Source organism: Nocardioides solisilvae (genome assembly GCF_003194625.1).
GTDB classification, from domain to species: domain Bacteria; phylum Actinomycetota; class Actinomycetes; order Propionibacteriales; family Nocardioidaceae; genus Nocardioides; species Nocardioides solisilvae.
This window is the reverse complement of sequence record NZ_QHKX01000001.1, coordinates 316,601-338,548: the sequence shown is the minus strand read 5'-3', so window position 1 is coordinate 338,548 and position 21,948 is coordinate 316,601. Positions and strand designations below refer to the sequence as shown.

Sequence of the window (21,948 nt, the reverse complement as noted above, 5' to 3'; positions counted from 1 at the left end):
GGTGTGACGCGTGATCGTGCCTGTCCCACCCGTCGTCGCCGAGCGCGGCGTCTTCGTCTGCTTCGAGGGCGGTGAAGGGTCGGGCAAGTCGACCCAGTCCCGGGCGCTCAGGGAGTGGCTGGAGGCCGAGGGCCACACGGTCGTGCTGACCTTCGAGCCGGGCGACACCGCGGTCGGCCAGCGGCTGCGCCGGATCGTGCTCGACCCCGCCACGGGCGACCTGTCCGACCGCACCGAGGCGCTGCTCTACGCCGCCGACAAGGCCGAGCACGTCGACACCGTGGTGCTGCCGGCCCTTGCCCGCGGCGAGGTGGTCGTCACCGACCGGTACGTCGACTCCGCGCTGGCCTACCAGGGCGCCGGCCGGGCGCTGCCGGTCGCCGAGGTGGAGCCGGTGATGCGCTGGGCGACCGGCGGGCTGCGGCCCCACCTGACCGTCGTCCTCGACCTCGAGCCGGCCGCCGGCCTGGAGCGGTTCACGGGGCGGGACCGGATCGAGGGGGAGTCGCTGGAGTTCCATCAGCGGGTCCGTTCGGCGTTCCTCGAGATGGCCGCCGCGGACCCGGAGCGCTACCTCGTGCTCGACGCCCGCGCCCCGGTCGAGGAGATCTCGGCCGCCGTCCGCCAGCGGGTCGCCCCGCTGCTGGCGCGGGAGTCCGCGACGTGACGGTCTGGGACGCGCTGGTCGGCCAGCGCCACGTGGTCGGCACGCTCGGCCGCGCGGCGGGTGGCGACGGGATGACCCACGCGTGGCTCTTCACCGGCCCCCCGGGGTCGGGCCGCTCCAACGCCGCCCTCGCCTTCGCCGCCGCGCTCCAGTGCGACCGGGCGGGCTGCGGCGACTGCCACGCCTGCCGCACCACGCTGGGCCGCACCCACGCCGACGTCACCCTGGTCCGCACCGAGAAGCTCTCGATCGGCGTCGACGAGGTGCGCGACCTCGTGCGGCGTTCGGCGCTCGCGCCCAACGGCACGCGCTGGCAGGTGATGATCGTGGAGGACGCCGACCGGCTCACCGACCAGGCCTGCAACGCGCTGCTCAAGGCCATCGAGGAGCCGACGGCGCGCACGGTCTGGCTGCTCTGCGCCCCGTCGGCCGAGGACGTCCTCGTCACGATCCGCTCCCGCTGCCGGCTGGTCACCCTCACCACCCCGCACGCCGCCGACGTCACCGACTTCCTGGTCCGCACCGAGGGGGTCGGCGAGCCGCTGGCGGCCCACGCGGCTCGCGCCAGCCAGGGCCACATCGGCCGGGCCCGGGCGCTCGCGCTGGACGAGGAGACCCGCAACCGGCGCGCCGAGGTCGTCCGGCTGCCCGCGCGGCTCACCTCGCTGGGCTCCTGCATGAACGCCGCGAGCAACCTCCTCGACGTCGCCAAGGCCGAGGCGGAGGCCCAGACCACCGCGCTCGACGCGCGGGAGAAGGCGGAGCTGGACCGGGCGTACGGCGTGGAGGGCCGCGGCAAGCGCCCCAAGGAGTACGCCCCCGCCCTGCGCGACCTCGAGAAGGGCCAGAAGACGAGGTCGAAGCGGCGGCTCCTCGACGTCGTCGACCGCGGACTGATGGACCTCGTCTCGGTCTACCGCGACGCGATCGCCCTCAAGATGGGCGCCCCGGGCCGGCTGGTCAACGAGGAGATCCGCGCCGATGTGGCGACCCTGGCCCGCCGGTCGACCCCCGAGGCCAACCTGCGCCGGATCGAGGCGATCTTCGCGGCCCGGGAGCAGATGCTGGAGTTCAACGTGCCGCCCGTGATGGCGCTCGAGTCGATGATGGTCGCGTTGCGGCTGGAAGGTGGGACACGGTGAACCGTGTGGTGGCAGCGCTCCTGGCGCTCGCGCTGGTGCTCGGCTCGGTGGTGGCGGGGGCGGTCCTGCTCCTCGGTGACGACGACGGGGGCGGCGACGGCGCCCGCGGCGGCGAGACCACGACCCGGACCCCCGAGCGTCAGGTGCGCTCCGACGACGAGCCGGCCGGCGACGCGACCGAGCCGCCCGACCCCGCCCTGGAGCAGTACTACTCCCAGGAGGTCGACTGGCAGTCCTGCGGCGACGGCTTCGAGTGCGGCTGGCTCAAGGTCCCGATGGACTACGACGAGCCCGACGGCGAGAAGCTCGACCTCGCGTTGCTCAAGGTGCTCGCCGACGCTCCAGAGCGCCGGGTCGGCTCCCTGGTGGTCAACCCGGGCGGCCCCGGCGCCCCCGGCACCGAGTACGCCGCGCAGGCGGCGTTCGTCTTCCGCGAGCCGCTGCTCGACCACTTCGACATCATCGGCTTCGACCCGCGCGGCACCGGCCGGAGCAACCCGGTCGACTGCCTGAGCGACGAGCAGCTCGACGAGTACCTCGCCGGCGACCCCGCGCCCGACACCCCCGCCGAGGTGCGGGAGGCGGTCCGCTGGAGCAAGCGGTTCGGCGCGGGCTGCCAGCAGCGCAGCGGCGACCTGGTCGACCACGTCTCCACCGTCGAGGCGGCCCGCGACATGGACGTGCTCCGCGCCGCCCTGGGCGAGGGGCAGCTGGACTACCTCGGCGCCTCCTACGGCACCAAGCTGGGCGCGACCTACGCCGAGCTCTTCCCGGAGCGGGTCGGCCACCTCGTGCTCGACGGCGCCGTCGACCTCCAGCTGGACAGCCGCGGGATGAGCCTGGGCCAGGCCCGAGGTTTCGAGACCGCGATCACCGCCTACGTGGAGAACTGCGTCGACGGGGGCGACTGCTTCCTGGGCGACTCGGTGGACGACGGACTGGCCACGATCACGCGCCTGCTCGACGAGGTCGACGCCGACCCGCTGCCGGCGGGAGACCGGGAGCTGCGGATCGGCAACGCCTTCTACGGGATCGTCGCGCCGCTCTACAACCGCGACTACTGGCGGCTCCTCGACCGGGCGCTGCGCCAGGCGCTCGACGGCAACGGTGCCGCCCTGCTGGAGCTGTCGGACTTCTACGCCTCCCGCGGCCCCGACGGCAGCTACAGCGACAACTCCTCGGAGGCGATCTACGCGATCAACTGCCTCGACGACCCGTCCTTCACGCCCGCCTCCGAGGTCCCGGCGGAGTTCGAGGCCTTCGAGGAGGCCTCGCCGACGTTCGGGCGGGTCTTCGCCTGGGGCCTGGTGGGCTGCCAGGGATTCCGCGGCGAGCCGTCGGAGCCGATCGAGGTGGACGGGTCGGGCGCCGCGCCGATCCTGGTGACCGGCACGACGCGCGACCCCGCGACGCCGTACGAGTGGGCCGAGTCCCTGGCCGACCAGCTGGAGTCGGGGATCCTGCTGACCCGCGACGGCGACGGCCACACCGCCTACAACGCGGGCGACGAGTGCATCGACGTCGCCATCGAGGACTACCTGGTCGACGGGGTCGTCCCCGACGGCGACGTCACCTGCTGAGGTCGGTCAGCTCACCAGCGCGGCGATGTCGGAGAACGACCCGGCGTCGCCCTTGACGGGGATGCTGGAGCGGCCGTCGATCCCGACCGGGATGTCGCCGGCCACGGTGATCCGACGGACCTCGCGGGGCTGGGTGTCGAAGTCCGCCACGGCGTAGTGCTGCGTGGCGCGGTTGTCCCACATCGCCACGTCGCCCGGCTGCCACTGCCAGCGGATGGTGTTCTCCAGCTTGGTCACGCGGTCCTGGAGCAGGTTGAAGAGGATCGCCGACTCCTTCTGGTTGAGCCCGACGAACTTCTTGACGAAGTGGCCCAGCAGCAGGGTGCGCTCGCCGGTCTCCGGGTGGACGCGGACCACGGGGTGCTCGGTCTCGAAGAGGGTCGAGGCGAACTGGCTGCGGGTGAAGGACTTGTGCGACTCGACGACCTCGTCCTGGCTCTCCTGCGAGGCCGCGTAGTCGTAGTCGTTGGTGTGCACGGCCCAGAGGTTGTCGACCAGCGCGCGCAGCGACGCGGGGAGCGCCTCGTAGGCGGCCGCCGTGTTGGCCCACACGGTGTTGCCGCCGTACGCCGGGATGGTGACGCCGCGCAGGATGCTGATGGCGGGGATCCGGTCGACGAAGGTGACGTCGGTGTGCCAGCTGTTGGCGGCCATCCCCTTGTTGGCGGTGAGCGTGAAGATCTTCGCGCTGCCGGTGTTGACGGTCGGGTGCGCGGTGGTGAGGCTGCCGAGCTGCTCGGCGAAGGCGATGTGGCCCTCGTCGTCGAGGTGGTCCTGGCCGCGGAAGAAGACGACCTTGTGCTTGAGCAGGGCCGCGCGGATCTCGCCGACGGTGGCGGCGTCGAGGTCGCCGCCGAGGCGGACGCCGTCGAGACGGGCGCCGATCCGGCCCCCCAGCTGGTGCACCTCGAGCGAGGTCTTCTGGCGGTCGAGGCTGATGGTCATGGGTGAGTCCTCCGTTGGGTGGGTGTGGTGGCCTCACCTTCGGACGCTCCGCGGGGGGCCCGGAAGGGTTCGCGTCACGGTGGCGTCAACCGCGTGTCGGTGTTGAGACACGGGCACGGCCACGACAATATCTGCCATTCTCGATCGAGTTACTCGACATTGACGTCGGGTCCCGACCCAGGAGCAGCAGATGACGCAGCAGCCCCCGACCATCGTGGTCACCCGTGGCCGTTTCGGCTCGTCCGCCGGCCGGGTCCTCGAGCAGGTCCGCGGCTGTGGCCGGATGACCCGGGACGAGCTCGTCGCGCCGACCGGCCTCAGCGGTCGCACGGTCGCCCGGACCGTCAGCGCGCTGCTCGACACCGGCCTGCTCCGCGAGCGCCCCGACCGGGTCCGCCCCGGTGCCGTGGGCCGGCCCAGCACCCCGGTCGAGGTCGACCCCTCCACCTGGGTCGTCGTCGGCGTCCACGTCGGCACCCGGCTGCTCACCGTGGCGCTCGGCGACGCCGCCGGCCGGGTCCTCGACAGCCGAAGCCGCGAGAGGCTCCCCGCCGACGCGCTCGACCTCGGGTGGGTCGGCAACCGCGTGGTGGAGATGCTCCGCGCCCGCCCCGGGAGCCGCCCGCTCGTGGCCGGTGTCGTGGCCCCCTGGCACGCGGTCGGGCTCGAGCAGCACGCGACCGGCCTGGCGCTGGGCGAGGCGCTCGGCCTCGAGGTCACCACCAGCGAGCACATCGCGGCCGTCGCCGCCGCCGAGTACATCCACCGCCGGCACGGCACGCCCGGGGCGACCACCTACTTCTACGTCCGCAACACCGCCGGCTTCGCGGTGGCGCTCGACAAGGGCGGGCAGACCGAGGTCTCCCGCGCCGCCCGGCTCACCCACTTCCCGACCCGCTCGCGGGCGGTCTGCCCCTGCGGCCGGACCGGCTGCCTCGAGGCCGCCGTCAGCGACCACGCCATGGCCGTCGCCGCGCACCGCGACGGCCTGGTCGACGAGCCGCTGGTCGAGCGGGTCTACGCGGCGGCCGCCGACGGCGTACCCGGCGCCCGCGCCCTGCTCGTCGAGCGCGCGCGCCTGCTGGGGGAGACCGTGGCGCTCGTGCGCGACATGGTCGACCCCGACCGGATGATCCTCGTCGGCCAGGCGTTCACCGACTTCCCCGGCGTGCTCGACGAGGTGGTCGCCGCCTTCGACGCCACCACCACGCTGCCGCCGCTCGACCTCTCCTTCACCCGCTTCGGGGCCGGGATCCAGGCGCTCGCCGCCTGCACGATCGCGCTCGGCCCGGTCTACGACGACCCGTTCGCCGTGCTCCCGACCGCCCCGCAGCCCCGTTCCACCACCGCCTGAAAAGCCCCACCACCAGAAAGGCCACGTCCGTGACCGCACCGCACACCCGCCCCTCCTTCCTCCGGCTCGCCGCCGCGGCCGCCGCGTCGGTCCTGCTGCTCGCCGGCTGCTCGTCCGCCGTGGGTGAGCAGTCCTCGGGCTCCGGCGCCTCCGGCGACCCCGTCGAGGGCGGGACCCTCCGGGTCGCCGCCACCACCGACCACGTCCCCGCCGCCGCGTTCGGCCAGTCCAGCGACGTCGGCAACACGCTCATCGGGCTCGTCTACGACTCCCTGGTGGAGTACCCGCACGACAGCCTCGACGCCCAGCCCTCGCTGGCCACCTCCTGGGAGGTGGCCGAGGACGGGAGGTCGATCACCCTCCAGCTGCGCGACGACGTGACCTTCCACGACGGGCGCCCCTTCACCTCGGAGGACGTGAAGTTCAGCATCCAGACCTTCGCCGACCCCGCCTGGGCCGTGCAGGTGCAGCGGACCGCCGCCGCGGTCACCGGCTTCGACACCTCGAAGCCCCACGAGATCACGCTCGAGCTCGCGCACCCGCTGAGCAACATCCTCGACCTGCTCGACATCGTCCCGATCATCGACTCCGAGACCTACGACGAGCTCAAGGAGGCCAAGACCTACAACGGCACCGGCCCGTTCCGGTTCACCGGCTGGAGCCCCGGCTCCAAGATGACCTTCGAGCGCAACGACGACTACTGGAAGGGCGCGCCGAAGCTCGAGGCCGTCGACGTCCAGGTCGTCCCCGACGCCCAGGCGCAGGTCGCCGGGCTCCGGTCGGGTCAGTACGACCTGGCGCTCGGCGTCACGGCCCGCGACGTCGAGACCCTCGAGCAGGACCCGAAGTTCGACGTCCACTCGTTCGAGGGCGCCACCCAGCAGCAGTACATCGGCTTCCAGCTGGAGAACAAGGACCTGCAGGACGTCCGGCTCCGCCAGGCCGTCGCCTACGCGGTCGACCGGCAGCGGATCGTCGACGAGCTCTTCCGTGGCGCCGCGGTGGCCAGCGGCCTGCCCTGGTCGCCGTCCTCCCCGGCGTACGACGAGGCGAAGGGCCAGGCGTACGCCCGCGACGTGGCGAAGGCCAAGGCCCTCGTCGCCGAGCTGGGGGACGTGCCGGTCCTGCCGCTGCAGTTCGCCGCCGGCCAGCCGGCGGGCGAGACGATCGCGCAGATCGTCCAGGCCAACCTCGAGGAGGTCGGCATCGAGGTGGAGCTGAAGCCCACCGAGTTCGCCCAGATGTACAAGCAGCTCGTCGGCGCCCAGTTCGAGGGGCTGTGGATCTTCGGCCACACCTACGCGCAGTACTCCCCGGCGACCCTGACCGTCAGCGCCTTCCCCTTCAACGCCGCGCACAACGCGTCCAACTTCACCGACGAGGAGTACCTCGCGGACTCCGACGCCTCCTGGAAGGTCGCGGACCCGACCTCGGAGGAGGCCAGGGAGCTCTTCGACCGCGTCAACGACCACATCGTCGACAACGTCTGGCTCACCGACCTGACCACCAGCTACCCGCGCCTGGTCAGCACCAGCGCCGTGCACGGCATCGACTACAGCAAGCGGACCGAGCTGCTCCTCGACGAGGCGTGGAAGGACCAGTGATGCTGCGCTACGTCCTGGGGCGGCTGCCCTCCGCGCTCGGCCTCCTGGCCGCGGCCTCGCTGCTGATCTTCTGGCTGATGCGCCTGGTCCCCGGCGACCCGGTCGACACGCTCGCCGGCCCCGACGCCTCCCCGGAGGCGCGGGCGGCGATCCGGGCCGAGCTCGGCCTCGACCAGCCCTTCCTCGCCCAGTACGTCGACTGGCTGGGCGACGTGCTCACCTTCGACCTCGGCCGGTCGTTCGTGGTCGGCGGGCAGGTCAGCGACCTCCTCGCCGCCGGGGCGGTCAACACCGTGGTGCTCACCCTCACGGCCCTCGCGCTGGCGGTCACGCTGGCGCTGGTCACCGCGGTGACCGCCGTGGTCGCGCAGCGTCGGTGGCTCGACGCCCTGCTCGCGGGGATCAACACCGTCGCGCTGGCGATGCCGACCTTCGCCACCGGCCTCCTGCTGGTGCTGGTCTTCGCCGTGGTGGTGCCGGTGCTGCCCTCGGGCGGCACCCCGCCCGACGGCTTCGTCGCCCGCCCCGACATCGCCCTGCAGTACCTGCTGCTCCCGGCGACCTGCCTGGCCGTCCCGGTCTGGGCCGGCCTGTCCCGCTTCCTCACCGAGGCGCTGCGCTCCCAGCTGCGCCAGCCCTACGTCACCACCGCCCGCGCGGTCGGGGTGCGCCACCGCCGGATCGTGCTCACCCAGGCGCTGCCCAACGCGCTGCCCTCGGCGGTGACGGTGCTGGGCATCCAGTTCGGCACCCTGCTCGGCGGGGCGGTGCTGGTGGAGGCGATCTTCACCTGGCCCGGGCTCGGACGGCTGATCGAGGAGGCGATCTCGGGCCGCGACTACCCCGTCGTCCAGGTGCTCCTGCTGCTCTCGGTCGCGATCTTCGTGGTCACCCAGCTGGTGACCGACGTGGTGCACGCCTGGCTCGACCCGCGGATCCGGATCGGGGGCGCGGCATGAGGGCCGCGCTCGCCACCCCGAAGGGGGTCGCCGGGCTCGTGCTGGTGGGCGGCATCGTCCTGCTCGGCGTCCTCGGGCCCCTCCTGGCGCCGTACTCGCCGACCCAGCAGGTGCCCGGCGCCAACCTGGTCGGCCCGTCGGCCGCCCACTGGCTCGGCACCGACGACGTCAACCGCGACGTCCTCTCCCGCACGCTCGCCGGCATCCGCGTCGACCTGCTCGTCGTCTTCCTCGCCGTGCCCGCCGGGGCGGCCCTGGGGATGCTGGTCGGGCTGGTCACCAGCTGGTGGAAGGTCACCGACGTGCTCACGCAGCGCGTCTTCGACCTGGTGCTCGCCTTCCCGACGCTCATCCTCGCCATCGCCCTGGCCGCCGTCATCGGCCCGGGGACGACGACGATCGTCCTGGTCGTCGTGGCGATCGAGGTGCCCGTCTTCGGGCGCCTGGTCCGCACCTCGCTGCGGACCGTGCGGGAGATGCCGTACGTCGAGGCCGCGCAGGTCGTCGGCGCCCGCCCGTGGTGGCTGCTGCGCCGCCACGTGCTGCCCAACTCGCTGGAGCCGCTCACGGTCCAGCTGGCGCTGTCGATGTCGGTGGCGGTCTTCATCGAGGGGGCCATGAGCTTCCTCGGGATCGGGGTCAAGGCGCCGGACCCGTCGCTCGGCTCGCTGCTCAAGGACGGCACCCGGCTCATGTACGACGCGCCGTTCCTCTCCCTCGGCCCCCTCCTGGTGGTCGTGCTCCTCGTCCTCGGGCTGCTGCTGCTGGCCCAGTCCCTGTCGGAGGCCCACCGTGACTGACCCCGTGACCGACCCGCTGCTCGTCGTCGACCACCTCGCCATCTCCTTCGCCCACCCGCGTCCCGCGGTCAACGACGTCTCGCTGCGCGTGGGGCGGGGCGAGGTGCTCGCCCTGGTCGGCGAGTCGGGGTCGGGCAAGTCCATGACCGCCCGGGCGGTGCTCGGCCTGCTCCCGCCCGGGGCCCGGGCCTCCGGCTCGATCCGGTTCCGCGGCGAGGAGGTGCTCGGGCTGCCCGAGGCGGAGCTGAGCCGGTTCCGGGGCAGCCGGATCGCGATGGTCTTCCAGGAGCCCCAGACCGCGCTCAACCCGGTGCGGACCGTCGGCTGGCAGCTGCGCGAGGCGCTGCGCGCCCACGCGCCCGTGAGTCGCGCCGCGGCCCGCGCCCGCGCGGTGGAGCTGCTCTCCCAGGTCGAGATCCCCGACCCCGAGGAGCGGCTCGACCACTACCCCCACCAGCTCTCCGGCGGCCAGAAGCAGCGCGTCGTCCTCGCGCTCGCGCTGGCCGGAGAGCCCGAGCTGCTGCTCGCCGACGAGCCGACCACCGCGCTCGACGTGACCGTGCAGGCCGAGATCCTCGCCCTGCTCCGGCGGATCCGGGACCGGACCGGCACGAGCATCCTGCTGATCACCCACAACATGGGCGTGGTCGCCGAGATCGCCGACCGGGTCGTGGTGCTGCAGCAGGGCGACGTGGTGGAGGAGGGCGACACCCGCACGCTCTTCGCCGCGCCGCAGTACCCGTACACCCGCCAGCTCCTCGCCTCGGTGCTCCGCCTCCCGACGCCGGACGACGTCCCGGCGGCCCCCCTGCGCGGCGTGCCGGAGCAGGCAGGAACCCCCGCCCTCCGTTTCAGCGACGTCCACGTCCGCTACGGCTCCTCACGCAGGGGTCGGGCGTTCCCCGCCGTCAACGGCGTCAGCCTCGAGCTGGCGCCCGGACGGGTGCTGGGGCTCGTCGGCGAGTCCGGCTCCGGGAAGACCACCCTGGGCCGGCTCACCGCCGGGCTCGTCCCGCTCGCCGCGGGCCGCGTCGAGGTGGCGGGGGAGGACCTCTTCTCCGTCGGCGCCCGGCGCCGCCGCGAGCTGCGCCGCGACCTGGCCTTCGTCCACCAGGACCCGGAGGCGTCGCTGGACCCGCGGATGACCGTCGGAGCGAGCATCCGGGAGCCGCTCGACATCCACGGCGTCGGCACCCCGGCCGAGCGCCGGGCGAGGGTGCTCGAGCTGCTGGAGGCGGTGCGGCTGCCCGCCGACGTCGCCGACCGACGGCCCCGGGCGCTGTCGGGCGGCCAGCGGCAGCGGATCGCCCTGGCCCGGGCGCTCGTGCTCCGGCCGACGCTGCTGGTCGCCGACGAGCCGACGAGCGCGCTGGACGTCTCGGTCCAGGCCGACGTGCTCGCCCTCTTCCGGTCGCTGCAGCAGGAGCTGGGCTTCGCCTGCGTCTTCATCAGCCACGACCTGGCCGTGGTCCACCAGGTCGCCGACGAGGTCGCCGTGCTGCGCCGCGGCGAGGTCGTCGAGTCCGGCCTGGTCGCCGACGTCTTCTCCCGCCCGCAGCACGAGTACACGGCGCGGCTGCTCGCCGCCGTCCCCGTGCCCGACCCCGCCGCCCGGCGGGAGCCGGCCCCGCTCGTCGAGGTGGCGTCGTGAGCTGCTGCGCCGGCGGGGGCGCTCCGGCGTCCGGCGGCGCGGCCGTGGCGGACGCCTACCGGCCGTCCCCCGGGGCGGCTGTCCGCAAGGGGCAGGTGCGGATCCCGGGCGGCACCGTCGCCATGGGTGACACGTTCGGCGAGGGCGACCCCGCCGACGGCGAGCAGCCGGTCCACGCGGTGGCCCTGGCGCCGTACTGGATGGACGAGACGGCGGTGACCAACCAGGCCTTCGCGCGGTTCGTCCGGGAGACCGGCCACGTCACCGAGGCCGAGGAGCTCGGCGTCTCGCCGGTCTTCCACCTGGCCGTCCGGGCCCACCCGCGCGACGTCCTGCACCCCGTGGTCGGGCTGCCGTGGTGGTGGGCGGTGCGCGGCGCGGACTGGCGCCACCCCGCCGGGCCCCTCTCGTCGGTCGACCAGCTGCCGCACCACCCTGTCGTCCACGTGACCTGGCGGGACGCCGACGCCTACTGCCGCTGGGCCGGCAAGCGGCTCCCCACCGAGGCCGAGTGGGAGCACGCCGCCCGCGGCGGGCTGGTCGGCGCCCGGTTCCCCTGGGGCGACGAGCCCACCGAGCGGGGCGCCTGGCGGCTCAACATCTTCCAGGGTGACTTCCCGCTCCACAACACCGCGGAGGACGGCCACCCCACCACCGCGCCGGTCCGCTCCTACCGGCCCAACGGCCACGGGCTGTGGAACACCGTCGGCAACGTGTGGGAGTGGTGCGCCGACTGGTTCTCGCCGACCGAGTACGCCGACCGCGCGCTCGCCGCCGACCTCCCCGTGGCGGACCCGCGGGGTCCGCGCTCCGGGGAGCAGCGCGTCATGCGCGGCGGCTCCTACCTCTGCCACGACTCCTACTGCCGCCGCTACCGCGTGGCGGCCCGCTCCAGCAGCACCCCCGACTCGGCCTCGGCCAACGTCGGCTTCCGCTGCGCCAACGACGACCCCATCCCCGCCGCCCGACCCGCCCCCACGAAGGAACCGAGATGACCAGCGCCCACCAGTCCCGCCACCAGTCCCGCCACCAGCCCCGTCCCGCCGTCGAGGCCCCGCCGAACGTCCTGCTCGTGCTGCTCGACGACATGGGCTTCGGGGCCTCCTCGGCGTTCGGCGGGCCGTGCCCGATGCCCGCCGCCGACCAGCTCGCGGCCGAGGGCCTGCGCTACTCGCGCTTCCACACCACCGCGCTCTGCTCGCCGACCCGTGCGGCCCTGATGACCGGCCGCAACCACCACGCCGTCGGGATGGGCACGGTCGTCGAGATCAGCAGCGGCACCCCCGGGTACGACGCCACGCGGCCGCCGAGCGCCGGCACGCTCGCCCAGGCGCTGCGGGGCAGCGGCTACGCCACCGCTGCCTTCGGCAAGTGGCACCAGACGCCGACCTGGGAGCAGACCCCGGCGGGGCCGTTCGACCGGTGGCCGACGCGCGAGGGGTTCGACCGCTTCTACGGCTTCCTCGGCGGCGAGGCGAGCCAGTTCGAGCCCACCCTCGTCGAGGGGACGACGTTCGTCGACCCGCCGCGGACCGCAGCCGAGGGCTACCACCTGTCGGAGGACCTCGTGGACCGGGCGATCGACTGGATCGACGACGTCCGCTCCCACGGGGGCGGCAAGCCGTGGTTCACCTACCTGGCCTTCGGTGCCACGCACGCGCCGTTCCAGCTGCCGGAGGAGTGGCGGGGCCGCCACCGCGGCGAGTTCGCCCACGGCTGGGACCGGCAGCGCGAGCTGACCCTCGAACGGCAGAAGGAGCTCGGCGTCGTGCCGCCCGACGCCGAGCTGGCGCCCTGGACTCCCGGGGTGCCGCACTGGGACGAGCTCGACGAGACCCAGCGGCTCGTCGCCGAGCGGTTGATGGAGACCTACGCCGCGTTCGCCGAGCACACCGACGCGCAGGTGCAGCGGCTCGTCGACGCCCTGCGCGCCGCCGGCGACCTGGAGAACACCGTCGTCCTCTACGTCCTGGGCGACAACGGGGCCTCCGCGGAGGGCGGCCTGGAGGGCACGCTCAATGAGACGATGCGGTTCAACGGCGTCGAGGACACCGCCGGGCGGATCGCCGAGCAGCTCGACCTGGTCGGCGGGCCGGATGCCTACGTCCACTACCCGGCGGGGTGGGCGGTGGCGATGGACACGCCGTACCAGTGGACCAAGCAGGTCGCCTCCCACTACGGCGGCACCCGCAACGGGCTGATCGTCCACTGGCCGGCCGGGATCGCGGACCGCGGGGGTGTCCGCGACCAGTGGCACCACGTGGTCGACGTCTTCCCGACCATCCTCGAGGTGACCGGGGTGCCGCACCCCGAGACCGTCGAGGGGGTGGCGCAGGACCCGGTGGACGGCGTCTCCTTCGCCTACTCGTTCAACGACGCCGACGCGCCCGAGCGGCACACCACGCAGTACTTCGAGATGCTCGGCAACCGCGGGATCTACCACGAGGGATGGACCGCGGTGGCCAAGCACCGGTCGCCGTGGCTGCTCGGCGCACCCGCGACGTCGCTCGACGACGACACCTGGGAGCTCTACGACACCACCACCGACTGGACGCAGGCGCGCGACCTCGCGGCCCGGCACCCCGAGCGGCTGGCCGAGCTCCAGGAGCTCTTCCACGCCGAGGCGCGGCGCCACGGGGTGGTGCTGCCCGGTGGCACCGCGGACGGGGTCAGCCGCCGACCGGCGCCGCCGCGCCGGCTCACCCTGCGCGCCGGGGCCGGCCGGCTGCGCGAGGACGCCGTGCCGCCGTTCAAGAACGGCTCCTGGTCGGTGACCGCGCGGATCGCCGATGCCGGGCCGCGCGCCGGCAAGGCGGAGGGCGTCCTCGTGGCGCAGGGGAGCAGCTTCGCCGGGTGGTCGTTCTACGTGCGCGACGGCTTCCTCACCTTCGCCTACGCGTGGCTCGGGGCGGAGGAGACGATCGTCCGCTCCCAGGCGCCCGTGGGGGAGGGGCCGCACGTCGTGCAGGCGCGGTTCGCCTACGACGGCGGCGGCGCCGGCCGCGGCGGCGAGCTCACCCTGCTGCTCGACGGGCGCGAGGTCGGGTCGGGGCGGATCGAGCGGACCATCTCGACCTTCTTCTCGATGGACCAGACCCTCGACGTCGGGATCGACCGCGGCACCCCCGTGACCGACGACTACGGCACCGCCCCGCACGGCCGCCGCGGCTTCCCCTGGACCGGCCGGATCGTCGACGTCACCCTCGTCGCCGGCGACGACCACGAGCCGCTCGGCGGGGCCGAGGAGCTGAAGGCGGCGCTCGTCGCCCACTGAGTCGTGGACGCCTGCTCGCGCGGGTGAGGGGCGGACCATTTCGCGCGCTGAGGGGTGGTGTCCGTATACTTCCCCGGGTTGTCCGGTCACGCTCCTCGTGGGCTCGCCCGGGCAGCACGCCGCCTTAGCTCAGTCGGTAGAGCGAATCACTCGTAATGATTAGGTCGTCGGTTCGATTCCGACAGGCGGCTCACGTCAAGGCCCCTGACCCGCTGCGATGCGGGTCGGGGGCCTTCGTGCGTCCACCCGTCCCACCCCACGAACGAGGTCCCCGTGCCCGCCAGCCGCTCCGCCCGCCAGAGGAAGGCCAGCGCCGAGGCCGGACCGCTGGCCGAGGTCCGCATCGACGTGAGCCCGGACGACTCGTTCGCCTACAAGATCACCTGCACCGAGTGCGAGGTGCCGCGGCCCGGGACGGGCACCCGCGCCTGGAGCACGCGTCGTCCGGGCGAGGACAACGGCTACATGGCGGCGATGGATCGGTGGATCCTCCACCTCACCGCCAAGCACCCCGGCGCCGAGGCCCCGTGCCTGTCCTACCTCCCGGCGGCGCAGGCCCGGCTGCAGGAGCGACGCGACGCCCGCTGAGTCGTGTCATCCTGTCGGGCGGAACGTCCCGCCTGTCGGAAACCCCGGACAACCCCCGGGTTCCTGACGCACGCTGGGAGAGCACCCCTCCCCCCGCACCAGGAGCACGGCCGATGTCCCCGCACACCCTCATCCACCCCGCCCTCACCGTCCTCGCCACCCTCTTCGGCGGCGGCGCCTGGTTCGCCCTCGGTGAGGGGAACATCCGGGTCGGCCTCCAGCTGGTCGTCCTCGTCGCGGTCGCGTTCGGCGCGATGCTCGCCAACAAGCAGCACTACGAGCGGACGGGCGCCCGGGCCTGACGCCCCCGGCTGAGTACGCCGGCGGATCCGCCGCCCCGGGGCGGGGGCGCAGGATCGCCGCATGACCTCACCTCGCCTCCACGCCTGGGGCACGGCCGGCTGGACCCTCGCGGTCTGGTTCACCCTGCTCAACGGGATCGTCGTCGGCTACGGCGCCCTCTGGTTCCAGTTCGGCGGCTCGCCCGACGCCGACGACTACCGGATGTCGGCGGGCGGGTACGCCGCCGCGGCGGCCGTGCTGCTCCTGTCGCTGCCGGCGCTGCTCCGACGGGGTCGGTCGGGCTGGCTGGTCCCGGTGGCGGTCGTCGCGTCCGGGGTCCTCGGGTCGCTCGCCGCGTGGTCGGCGCTGCGGGTCGGCCAGGGGCCGTCGTACGGGTACTGGCCCGTCCTCGACGGCGTCGGCGGCGTGCTGTGGGCGCCCTGGACCTGGCTGATGGTGGCGCTGGGCCTGCGAGCGCTCAGTCGCAGTGGTCGCACACGCCCGTCGACGCGAGCTCCTGGTAGCAGGTCGGGCACACCGGCAGGACCCGCTCGGCCAGCCGGTTCTTCCGGTCCCGCGCCCGAGAGGCCGCGAGCCGGGGAGTGAGCTCGGCGTGGCCGCCGTCGGCGGGCAGGCCCGTCGCGTCGTGGCGCCGGTAGAGGGCGAGGCGCTCGTCGGCTGCCTGCTTGTCGACGTCCTCCGGGGTCTCGCCGCGGATGTCGCGCAGCACCCGCGCGTACGCCGGCACGACGGCCCCCTGCGGGTTGACGCAGAGCGAGGGGAGCAGCGGCTCCTCGAGGTCGTGGCACTCCTCCGCGACCAGGGCCAGCACCTCGCCCACCCAGTAGTGCGCGGCCCGGTCGGTGACGACGCCGGTGCGCTCCTGCACGGCGGCGGCGAGCTCCTTCGACGTGGTCACGGCGTTGTAGCGGCCGGCGACCTCGAGCAGCACGGTCCGCGCTGCCTCCGCCCAGATCTTCTCGGGCTCGGCGACGTCCTCCATGACCATCTCGTCGTGGTCGGCATCGGGGAGGCTCTGCTGCGCAGAGACGGTGGGGCTCATTCCTCCAAGGTACCGCCGGGTAGCCGTCGGGGTTGCTTCTCCGCGGATCGCGCAGCGTGACCTGCGCCCTGAACGCGCCTTCAGCGACGTTCAGCGAGCCTTCAGCGACCCCGTCGCAGACTCGTCCGCACAAGCACACCCCAGACACACCGATCGAGAGGTTCCCCCCATGCCCAGCGCCAAGACCCGCGTCCTCGTCCCCGCCGTCGCCGTCGTCGCCCTGCTCGGGGCCGGCGGCGTCGCCTGGGCCGCCACCAGCGGCGACGACCGGCTGGGCGGCGACGAGCGCGACCGCGTCTCCGCCGCCGCCCTCGAGGCCGTCGGCGGCGGCACCGTCACCGACGTCGAGACCAGCGACGACCGGGGCGTCGCCTACGAGGTCGAGGTCCGCGCCGAGGACGGCTCGGAGGTCGACGTCGACCTCGACGACGACCTCGGCGTGGTCCGCCAGGAGACCGACGACAGCGACGACAGCGACGACCGGGTGCTCACCGACGCCGAGCGGGCCGACGCCGAGCGCGCCGCGCTGGCGGCGGTCGGCGGCGGCACCGTGACCGACGTCGAGGCCAGCGACGACCGGGGCGTCGCCTACGAGGTCGAGGTCCGCGCCGAGGACGGCTCGGAGGTCGACGTCGACCTCGACGACTCCTTCGAGGTTGTGAGCAAGGAGACGGACCGCTGACCCCCCGGCGGGTCTAGGGTCGGAAGTGCCCCTCCCGGGAGGGGAGGGGCACTTGTCGAAGGAGACGGCCCATGGCTGCCCTGCTGATGACCGGGTTCCCCGGCTTCCTCGGATCCGCCCTCCTGCCGCGCCTGCTGGCCCGGCGCCCCGGGGAGGACGCCACCTGCCTGGTGCAGGAGCGCCACCTGCCCCTGGCCCGCCAGCGGCTTGCCGAGATCGAGGCCGAGCACCCCGAGGTGCTCGGCCGCGTCTCGTTGGTGGCCGGCGACCTCACGGAGCCCGGCCTCGGCCTGTCCAGGGACGACCGCGCCGGCCTCGAGCAGCTCGCCGAGGTGTGGCACCTCGCCGCGGTCTACGACCTGTCGGTCCCCGAGGAGGTGGCCCGCCGCGTCAACGTCGAGGGCACGGCGCGGGTCCTGGAGCTCTGCCACGAGCTGCCCGCGCTGCGCCGCCTCCAGCACGTCAGCACCTGCTACGTGAGCGGCAGCTTCGCCGGCGAGTTCACCGAGGAGCACCTCGAGGAGGGGCAGGAGTTCCGCAACCACTACGAGGAGACCAAGCACGCCGCCGAGGTGCTGGTCCGCGGGGCGATGGAGGGCGGCCTCCCGGCCACGGTCTACCGCCCCGGCATCGTGGTGGGCGACTCGCGCACGGGGGAGACGCAGAAGTACGACGGCCCCTACTTCGTGGCGACGATGCTGCGCCGCCAGGGGCCGCTCGCCCTGATGCCGCGGGTGGCCGACCCCGACCTCGTCCGCTTCGGGCTCGTGCCCCGCGACTTCGTCGTCGACGCGATGGACGCCCTCTCGCTGCTGGACCGCTCGCGCGGTCGCACCTACGCTCTCACCGACCCCGACCCGCCGTCGGTCCGCGAGCTGGTCGACACCTTCGCCCGCCACCTTGACCGTCGGGTGCTGTGGGTGCCGCTGCCGCAGGGGCTCACCCGCACGGTGGTCGGCCTCCCCGGCGTCGGGGCGCTCCTGGGCGCGCCGGCCGAGTCGGTGGACTACCTCGCCTCGCCCACGACGTACGGCACTGCCCACGCGACCGCCGACCTGCGCGGGACGGGCGTCGCGTGCCCGCGCTTCCCCGACTACGCCGGTCGGCTCCTCGACTACATGCGGGGCCACCCCGAGCACACCGCCGCGGCGATGGTCTAGGAGGCCAGCCATGAAGCACCGCCCGCCCCTGGTCCTCAACGTCAGCCTGCTCGGGCCCGACCGCGACTACGACGAGGTCGTCACCTTCCTGCACCACCGCTACCGGATCAAGCGGATCGGGGTCAGCGGCGACGTCGAGGCCGCCGAGCGGCTCGTGCGCCGCTGGGCCGGCTCCGCCGCCGCCATCGCTGTCACCGGCCTCCGGGAGGCGCGGGTCGCCGGCCTGTACGACGGCGACCAGCGCGCCGTGGACCAGGTCATGGCCGCGACCGACGAGGTCCCGGTGACCGACGGCCGCGGTCTGCTCGACGTGCTCCAGGAGTGGGCGGTCCGGTTCGTCGACGCCGAGATGCCGGGCTTCTTCAGCAACGCCCGCACCGTGGTGCTCAGCGGCCACCGGCAGGACCGGGCGGCCCGGGTGCTGCGGGAGTTCACCGACAACATCGAGTTCGCCGACCCGCTGCTCCGCTTCGGCGTCCCCGAGCGGCTGGAGCGCAACCCCCTGCTGCACGCCGCCGCCGACGCCACGCTGCTGCCCCTGCGCCTGCTGCCCGGTCCGGTGAAGTCGCAGGTGCGGATGCCGGGGAGCCTCCTGTCGCGCACCCTCGCCCGGCGTGCCGCCCGGGACGCCGACGTGGTGGTGGCGACGTACGACGAGCTCGAGGGCTTCGGCCTCGAGGACCTCGCCGCCAAGACCCTGCTCAGCTCGGCGATCTCGCCCGAGCGGCTCGCCGACCTCGGCGACCGCGGCGTCGACCTCGTCGTCGACGTGGTGCCGCAGCCGTTCCGGGTGACCGTCACCGCCGCCGTCCTCGAGGCGCTCATGCACGCGGCGGTGCACCGCTCGGCCAGCGGGGCGCTGACCGACGACGACCTGCTCGAGATGATCGTCTCCGCGGGGCTCGAGCCGCGGCTCCTCTACCCGAACGGCCGGAAGCGGCGCAGCCGGTTCGCCTTCGTCATCCACCCGCTCTCCCAGGAGTACCTGGCCAACGTGGAGCCGCTCGCGACCATCGCCAAGGTGGCGCCGTCGCCGGTGATGGACGTCGTGGAGAAGGCGGCGGCGTACGTCCCGCCCTTCACCTACAGCCACGTGACCGGGATCGTCTCGCCGACCGGCGACGAGGCGGAGGGGTGGCTGATCACCGTCGGCGGCACCCCCAAGGAGCTGCTCGCGCACAGCCCCGAGTTCACCTACTCGCGCCTGCTGCGAGCCGCCGAGACCGCCCGCAAGTTGGGCGCCCAGGTGATGGGCCTGGGGGCCTTCACCAAGGTCGTCGGCGACGCCGGCGTCACGGTTGCCAAGAAGGCACCGCTGCCGGTCACCACCGGCAACAGCTACAGCGCCTCGGGGGCGCTGTGGGCCGCGCACGACGCGTTGCGGCGGCTCGGCCTCGCCGAGGTCGACGAGCAGGGGCGGCTCCACGGCAAGGCGATGGTGGTGGGGGCGACCGGGGCCATCGGGTCGGTCTGCGCCCGGCTGCTCGCGGTGGCCAGCGCGGAGCTGTGGCTGGTCTCGCCCGAGTCGGCCAAGCTGCTCGCGCTCAAGCGCGACATCGAGCGCGAGACGCCCGGGGCGGTGGTCCACGTCGCCGCGACCCCCGACGAGGCGCTCCCCGAGATGGACCTCGTCGTCACCGCCACCTCGGGCGCGGGCAAGCGGGTCCTCGACATCATGGCGGTCAAGCCGGGCTGCGTGATCACCGACGTCGCCCGCCCGCTCGACCTCTCCGCCGAGGACGTCGCCAAGCGGCCCGACGTGCTGGTGGTGGAGTCGGGGGAGATCGAGCTCCCGGGTGACGTGCGGATGCGCGACATCGGGCTGCCGAAGAACGTCGTCTACGCCTGCCTCGCGGAGACGATCGTGCTGGCTCTGGAGGGCCGCTACGAGACCTTCACCGTGGGGCGCCAGATCGAGTGGCCGAAGGTGAAGGAGATCTACCGGCTGGGCCTCAAGCACGGGATGCGGCTGGCGACGATCTCGGGGGTGAACGGCGTCTACAGCGACGAGGACGTCGCCGGGATCCGGGAGCGGGCGCTGGCGGCGCGGTCGGTGCGGCCGGTGCGGCCGGTGCGGGAGGAGGTCCGGTGAGCAACGGGAACCGCCGCCAGATGAGCGGTGCCGACGCCATGTGGCTCGGCGCCGACCTCGACAGCCAGCTCATGGTGATCGACGCGATCATGTGGACCGACGAGCCGCTCGACTGGGCCGAGGTGCGCAAGGTGCTGGAGGAGCGCCTCGTCGCCACCTACCCGGTCTTCCGGCAGCGCCCCGTGGAGTCGTCCTGGCCGTGGGTTCTGCCCTCGTGGGAGGACGACCCCGACTTCCGGCTGAGCCGGCACGTGCACCACGCGCGGCTGCGGGCGCCGGGGGACGACGCCCGGCTCCAGGCCTTCCTGGAGAAGAAGGTGAGTCGCCCGCTCGACCGGGACCGGCCGCTGTGGGAGATGTGGTTCGTCGACGGCTACCGGGGCGGCTCGGTGGTGCTCAGCCGCTTCCACCACGCGATGGCCGACGGGATCGCGCTGGCGCAGGTGATGATGACCCTCACCGACCCGGACCCCGACGCGCCCGCGCCGGAGCCGGCACCGGAGCCCGGGCGGCCGGGCGGCGAGCGGCCCTCCCTGCTGTCGGGTGCGGTGCGCGGCGTGCTGTCCCTGCCCGGTCTCCCGGTGCTCGGGGTGCGGAGCGTCCAGGTGGCGCAGAAGGTGCTCCTCGACGCGCTGCCGCGCTCGGTGCTCAACGGGAAGCCCGGGCCTGCCAAGCGACTCACGTGGTCGCAGCCGCGGGGGATCGACGAGGTCAAGCGGATCAGCCGTGCGACCGACGCGACGGTGAACGACGTCCTGGTCGCCGCCCTCTCGGGCGCGCTGGCGCGCTACCTGGACACCCGGGGGCAGGTGGTGGAGCACCTGACCACCATGGTCCCGGTGAACCTGCGGCCGCTGGACCGGCCGCTGCCCCGGGAGCTGGGCAACAAGTTCGCGCTGGTCCTGCTCCACCTCCCCACCGGGGAGCTGGAGCCGCTCGAGCGGCTTCGCGAGGTGAACCGCCGGATGACCAGCATCAAGCACTCCCCGGAGAGCGTGATCACCTCGGCGGTGGCGGAGGGCATCGGCTACCTGCACGCGATCGAGCGGCCCTTCGTCGACTTCTTCGCGGCCAAGGCGGTCGGGGTCACGACCAACGTCGCCGGCCCGCGGGAGCCCCGCTACCTCGCCGGCCGCAAGGTGGCGGGAGTGCTCGGCTGGGTCCCGGGGTCGGGGCGCCAGACACTCGGCGTCTGCATCTACAGCTACGCCGGGACCGTGCGGATCGGCTTCAAGGTCGACGCCCGGGTGGTCCCGACGCCCGAGCTGCTGGTGGCGGCCTTCGACGAGGAGCTCGACGCCCTGACCGAGGCCGTCGTGGCGGGGGAGGGACCAGGCGACACGTGAGGCCTCAGGCCCCGGTCTCCTCGCGGGCCGTCGCCACGAGCACGGCGCCGACGGCGAGCGCCAGCAGGAAGTAGCGCGACGGCAGCGGCAGGATCGCCACCACCGAGGCCACGGAGAACAGGGTGGTGCTCCAGCGCGGTGCCACGGCCGCGCGGCGAAACCGGTTCGCCAGCACGAGCCCCGCGACGCCGAGCACCAGTCCGCCGAGGATGAACGAGGCAGGGACGGCGACGGGCGGGTCGGTGGTCACCTCGGGGGCGCGGACCGCCAGGTCGGGCACCATCAGCGCCAGGGTGCTGGCCGACGCTGTGACGACGCTCCCGGCGAGGACGGCGACCGCCAGCGCGGCGCGCCCGCCTCGGCCGAGCGCCGTACCGTGCCGCACGGCGAGGCCGACCAGCCCGAGCAGCAGCAGGCAGGCCGAGGCGAAGCCGGCCCACCCCGCGAGCTCGGCGGCGCCGGTCGCCATGAAGTCGGCGCCCTGCGTGGTCTCACCGACCAGGACACCGACGAGGGAGGCGGCGCCCAGCAGTCCACCCGCGAGCGAGGCCTGGCCGGCGCCGCGGACCAGGTCGTCGTCGGGCAGGTGGGCCGGGGTCGTGGTCGGGGCAAGCTGAGTCACGGCGGTCTCCTGGGTGCGGTGGGTGCTGCGTCGGGTGGTGCTGCGAGCCTGCCGCCCACGCCGGGCCCCTGGCACCGCCCGACGGTCCCGATCCGCTCCGCCCGCGGTACGCCGTGCGTGGTACCGCGGTACGAGCC

General features: G+C 73.9%; 19 protein-coding genes and 1 tRNA gene. 17 read left to right on the top strand and 3 right to left on the bottom strand.

Features of this window, described 5'->3' with window-relative positions:
• The first annotated feature begins 10 nt into the window (after positions 1-10).
• From tmk to DNK53_RS01640, 3 genes are read left to right on the top strand one after another with little or no spacing between them, the layout of a single operon-like run.
• Positions 11-667 carry a dTMP kinase gene (gene tmk / locus DNK53_RS01650; RefSeq protein WP_338040988.1) on the top strand — a complete coding sequence of 219 codons (657 nt, stop codon included), beginning with the start codon at positions 11-13 and terminating at the stop codon, positions 665-667.
• The gene (locus DNK53_RS01645; RefSeq protein WP_110180564.1) at positions 664-1,809 is read left to right on the top strand and encodes a DNA polymerase III subunit delta'; all 1,146 of its coding nucleotides are present in this window, start codon (positions 664-666) and stop codon (positions 1,807-1,809) included. Before tmk ends, DNK53_RS01645 begins: the two co-directional genes overlap by 4 nt.
• The gene (locus DNK53_RS01640) at positions 1,806-3,389 is read left to right on the top strand and encodes an alpha/beta hydrolase (protein WP_110180563.1); all 1,584 of its coding nucleotides are present in this window, start codon (positions 1,806-1,808) and stop codon (positions 3,387-3,389) included. Before DNK53_RS01645 ends, DNK53_RS01640 begins: the two co-directional genes overlap by 4 nt.
• A gap of 6 nt (positions 3,390-3,395) precedes the next feature.
• Here DNK53_RS01640 and DNK53_RS01635 read toward each other — a convergent pair whose 3' ends face one another.
• Positions 3,396-4,334: a TauD/TfdA dioxygenase family protein gene (locus DNK53_RS01635; protein ID WP_110180562.1), complete on the bottom strand. Its 939-nt coding sequence runs from the start codon at positions 4,332-4,334 to the stop codon at positions 3,396-3,398.
• A 190-nt stretch (positions 4,335-4,524) separates the two neighbouring features.
• On the opposite strand from DNK53_RS01635, the gene DNK53_RS01630 reads away from it, so the two are divergent.
• The 10 genes from DNK53_RS01630 (at position 4,525) to DNK53_RS01585 (ending at position 14,866) form a co-directional block, all read left to right on the top strand.
• Positions 4,525-5,688, top strand: a complete 1,164-nt coding sequence (locus DNK53_RS01630) for an ROK family protein (protein ID WP_110180561.1) — start codon at positions 4,525-4,527, stop codon at positions 5,686-5,688.
• A gap of 29 nt (positions 5,689-5,717) precedes the next feature.
• A complete protein-coding gene (locus DNK53_RS01625) occupies positions 5,718-7,292 on the top strand; it encodes an ABC transporter substrate-binding protein (RefSeq protein ID WP_110180560.1) in 1,575 nt (524 codons plus the stop codon).
• Positions 7,292-8,251, top strand: a complete 960-nt coding sequence (locus tag DNK53_RS01620; RefSeq protein WP_110180559.1) for an ABC transporter permease — start codon at positions 7,292-7,294, stop codon at positions 8,249-8,251. Before DNK53_RS01625 ends, DNK53_RS01620 begins: the two co-directional genes overlap by 1 nt.
• Entirely contained in the window at positions 8,248-9,051 is an 804-nt protein-coding gene (locus DNK53_RS01615) for an ABC transporter permease (RefSeq protein WP_110180558.1), read from the top strand. Before DNK53_RS01620 ends, DNK53_RS01615 begins: the two co-directional genes overlap by 4 nt.
• Positions 9,044-10,702, top strand: coding sequence for a dipeptide ABC transporter ATP-binding protein (locus tag DNK53_RS01610; protein WP_239456314.1), 1,659 nt, complete (start codon positions 9,044-9,046; stop codon positions 10,700-10,702). Before DNK53_RS01615 ends, DNK53_RS01610 begins: the two co-directional genes overlap by 8 nt.
• Positions 10,699-11,697 (top strand): formylglycine-generating enzyme family protein, encoded by a 999-nt coding sequence (locus tag DNK53_RS01605; protein WP_110180556.1) that lies wholly within the window; start codon positions 10,699-10,701, stop codon positions 11,695-11,697. Before DNK53_RS01610 ends, DNK53_RS01605 begins: the two co-directional genes overlap by 4 nt.
• Entirely contained in the window at positions 11,694-13,976 is a 2,283-nt protein-coding gene (locus DNK53_RS01600; protein WP_110180555.1) for an arylsulfatase, read from the top strand. Before DNK53_RS01605 ends, DNK53_RS01600 begins: the two co-directional genes overlap by 4 nt.
• Positions 13,977-14,094: 118 nt before the next feature.
• Positions 14,095-14,167, top strand: a tRNA-Thr gene (locus DNK53_RS01595).
• An 82-nt stretch (positions 14,168-14,249) separates the two neighbouring features.
• The gene (locus tag DNK53_RS01590) at positions 14,250-14,564 is read left to right on the top strand and encodes a hypothetical protein (protein WP_110180554.1); all 315 of its coding nucleotides are present in this window, start codon (positions 14,250-14,252) and stop codon (positions 14,562-14,564) included.
• A 113-nt stretch (positions 14,565-14,677) separates the two neighbouring features.
• Positions 14,678-14,866, top strand: a complete 189-nt coding sequence (locus DNK53_RS01585) for a hypothetical protein (RefSeq protein WP_110180553.1) — start codon at positions 14,678-14,680, stop codon at positions 14,864-14,866.
• A 458-nt stretch (positions 14,867-15,324) separates the two neighbouring features.
• On the opposite strand, the gene DNK53_RS01575 is transcribed toward DNK53_RS01585, so the two are convergent.
• Complete coding sequence (locus DNK53_RS01575) at positions 15,325-15,909, bottom strand: hypothetical protein (protein ID WP_110180551.1); 585 nt, start codon at positions 15,907-15,909, stop codon at positions 15,325-15,327.
• 169 nt (positions 15,910-16,078) lie between these two features.
• On the opposite strand from DNK53_RS01575, the gene DNK53_RS01570 reads away from it, so the two are divergent.
• The 4 genes from DNK53_RS01570 (at position 16,079) to DNK53_RS01555 (ending at position 21,189) form a co-directional block, all read left to right on the top strand.
• Positions 16,079-16,591, top strand: coding sequence for a PepSY domain-containing protein (locus tag DNK53_RS01570; RefSeq protein ID WP_110180550.1), 513 nt, complete (start codon positions 16,079-16,081; stop codon positions 16,589-16,591).
• A 71-nt stretch (positions 16,592-16,662) separates the two neighbouring features.
• Positions 16,663-17,751, top strand: a complete 1,089-nt coding sequence (locus DNK53_RS01565; protein WP_239456313.1) for an SDR family oxidoreductase — start codon at positions 16,663-16,665, stop codon at positions 17,749-17,751.
• 10 nt (positions 17,752-17,761) lie between these two features.
• Positions 17,762-19,843: a dehydrogenase gene (locus tag DNK53_RS01560; RefSeq protein WP_110180549.1), complete on the top strand. Its 2,082-nt coding sequence runs from the start codon at positions 17,762-17,764 to the stop codon at positions 19,841-19,843.
• Entirely contained in the window at positions 19,840-21,189 is a 1,350-nt protein-coding gene (locus DNK53_RS01555) for a wax ester/triacylglycerol synthase family O-acyltransferase (protein ID WP_204163702.1), read from the top strand. Before DNK53_RS01560 ends, DNK53_RS01555 begins: the two co-directional genes overlap by 4 nt.
• A gap of 4 nt (positions 21,190-21,193) precedes the next feature.
• On the opposite strand, the gene DNK53_RS01550 is transcribed toward DNK53_RS01555, so the two are convergent.
• On the bottom strand, positions 21,194-21,811 hold the full coding sequence (locus DNK53_RS01550) for a hypothetical protein (RefSeq protein ID WP_110180548.1): 618 nt from the start codon (positions 21,809-21,811) through the stop codon (positions 21,194-21,196).
• Positions 21,812-21,948: the final 137 nt, after the last annotated feature.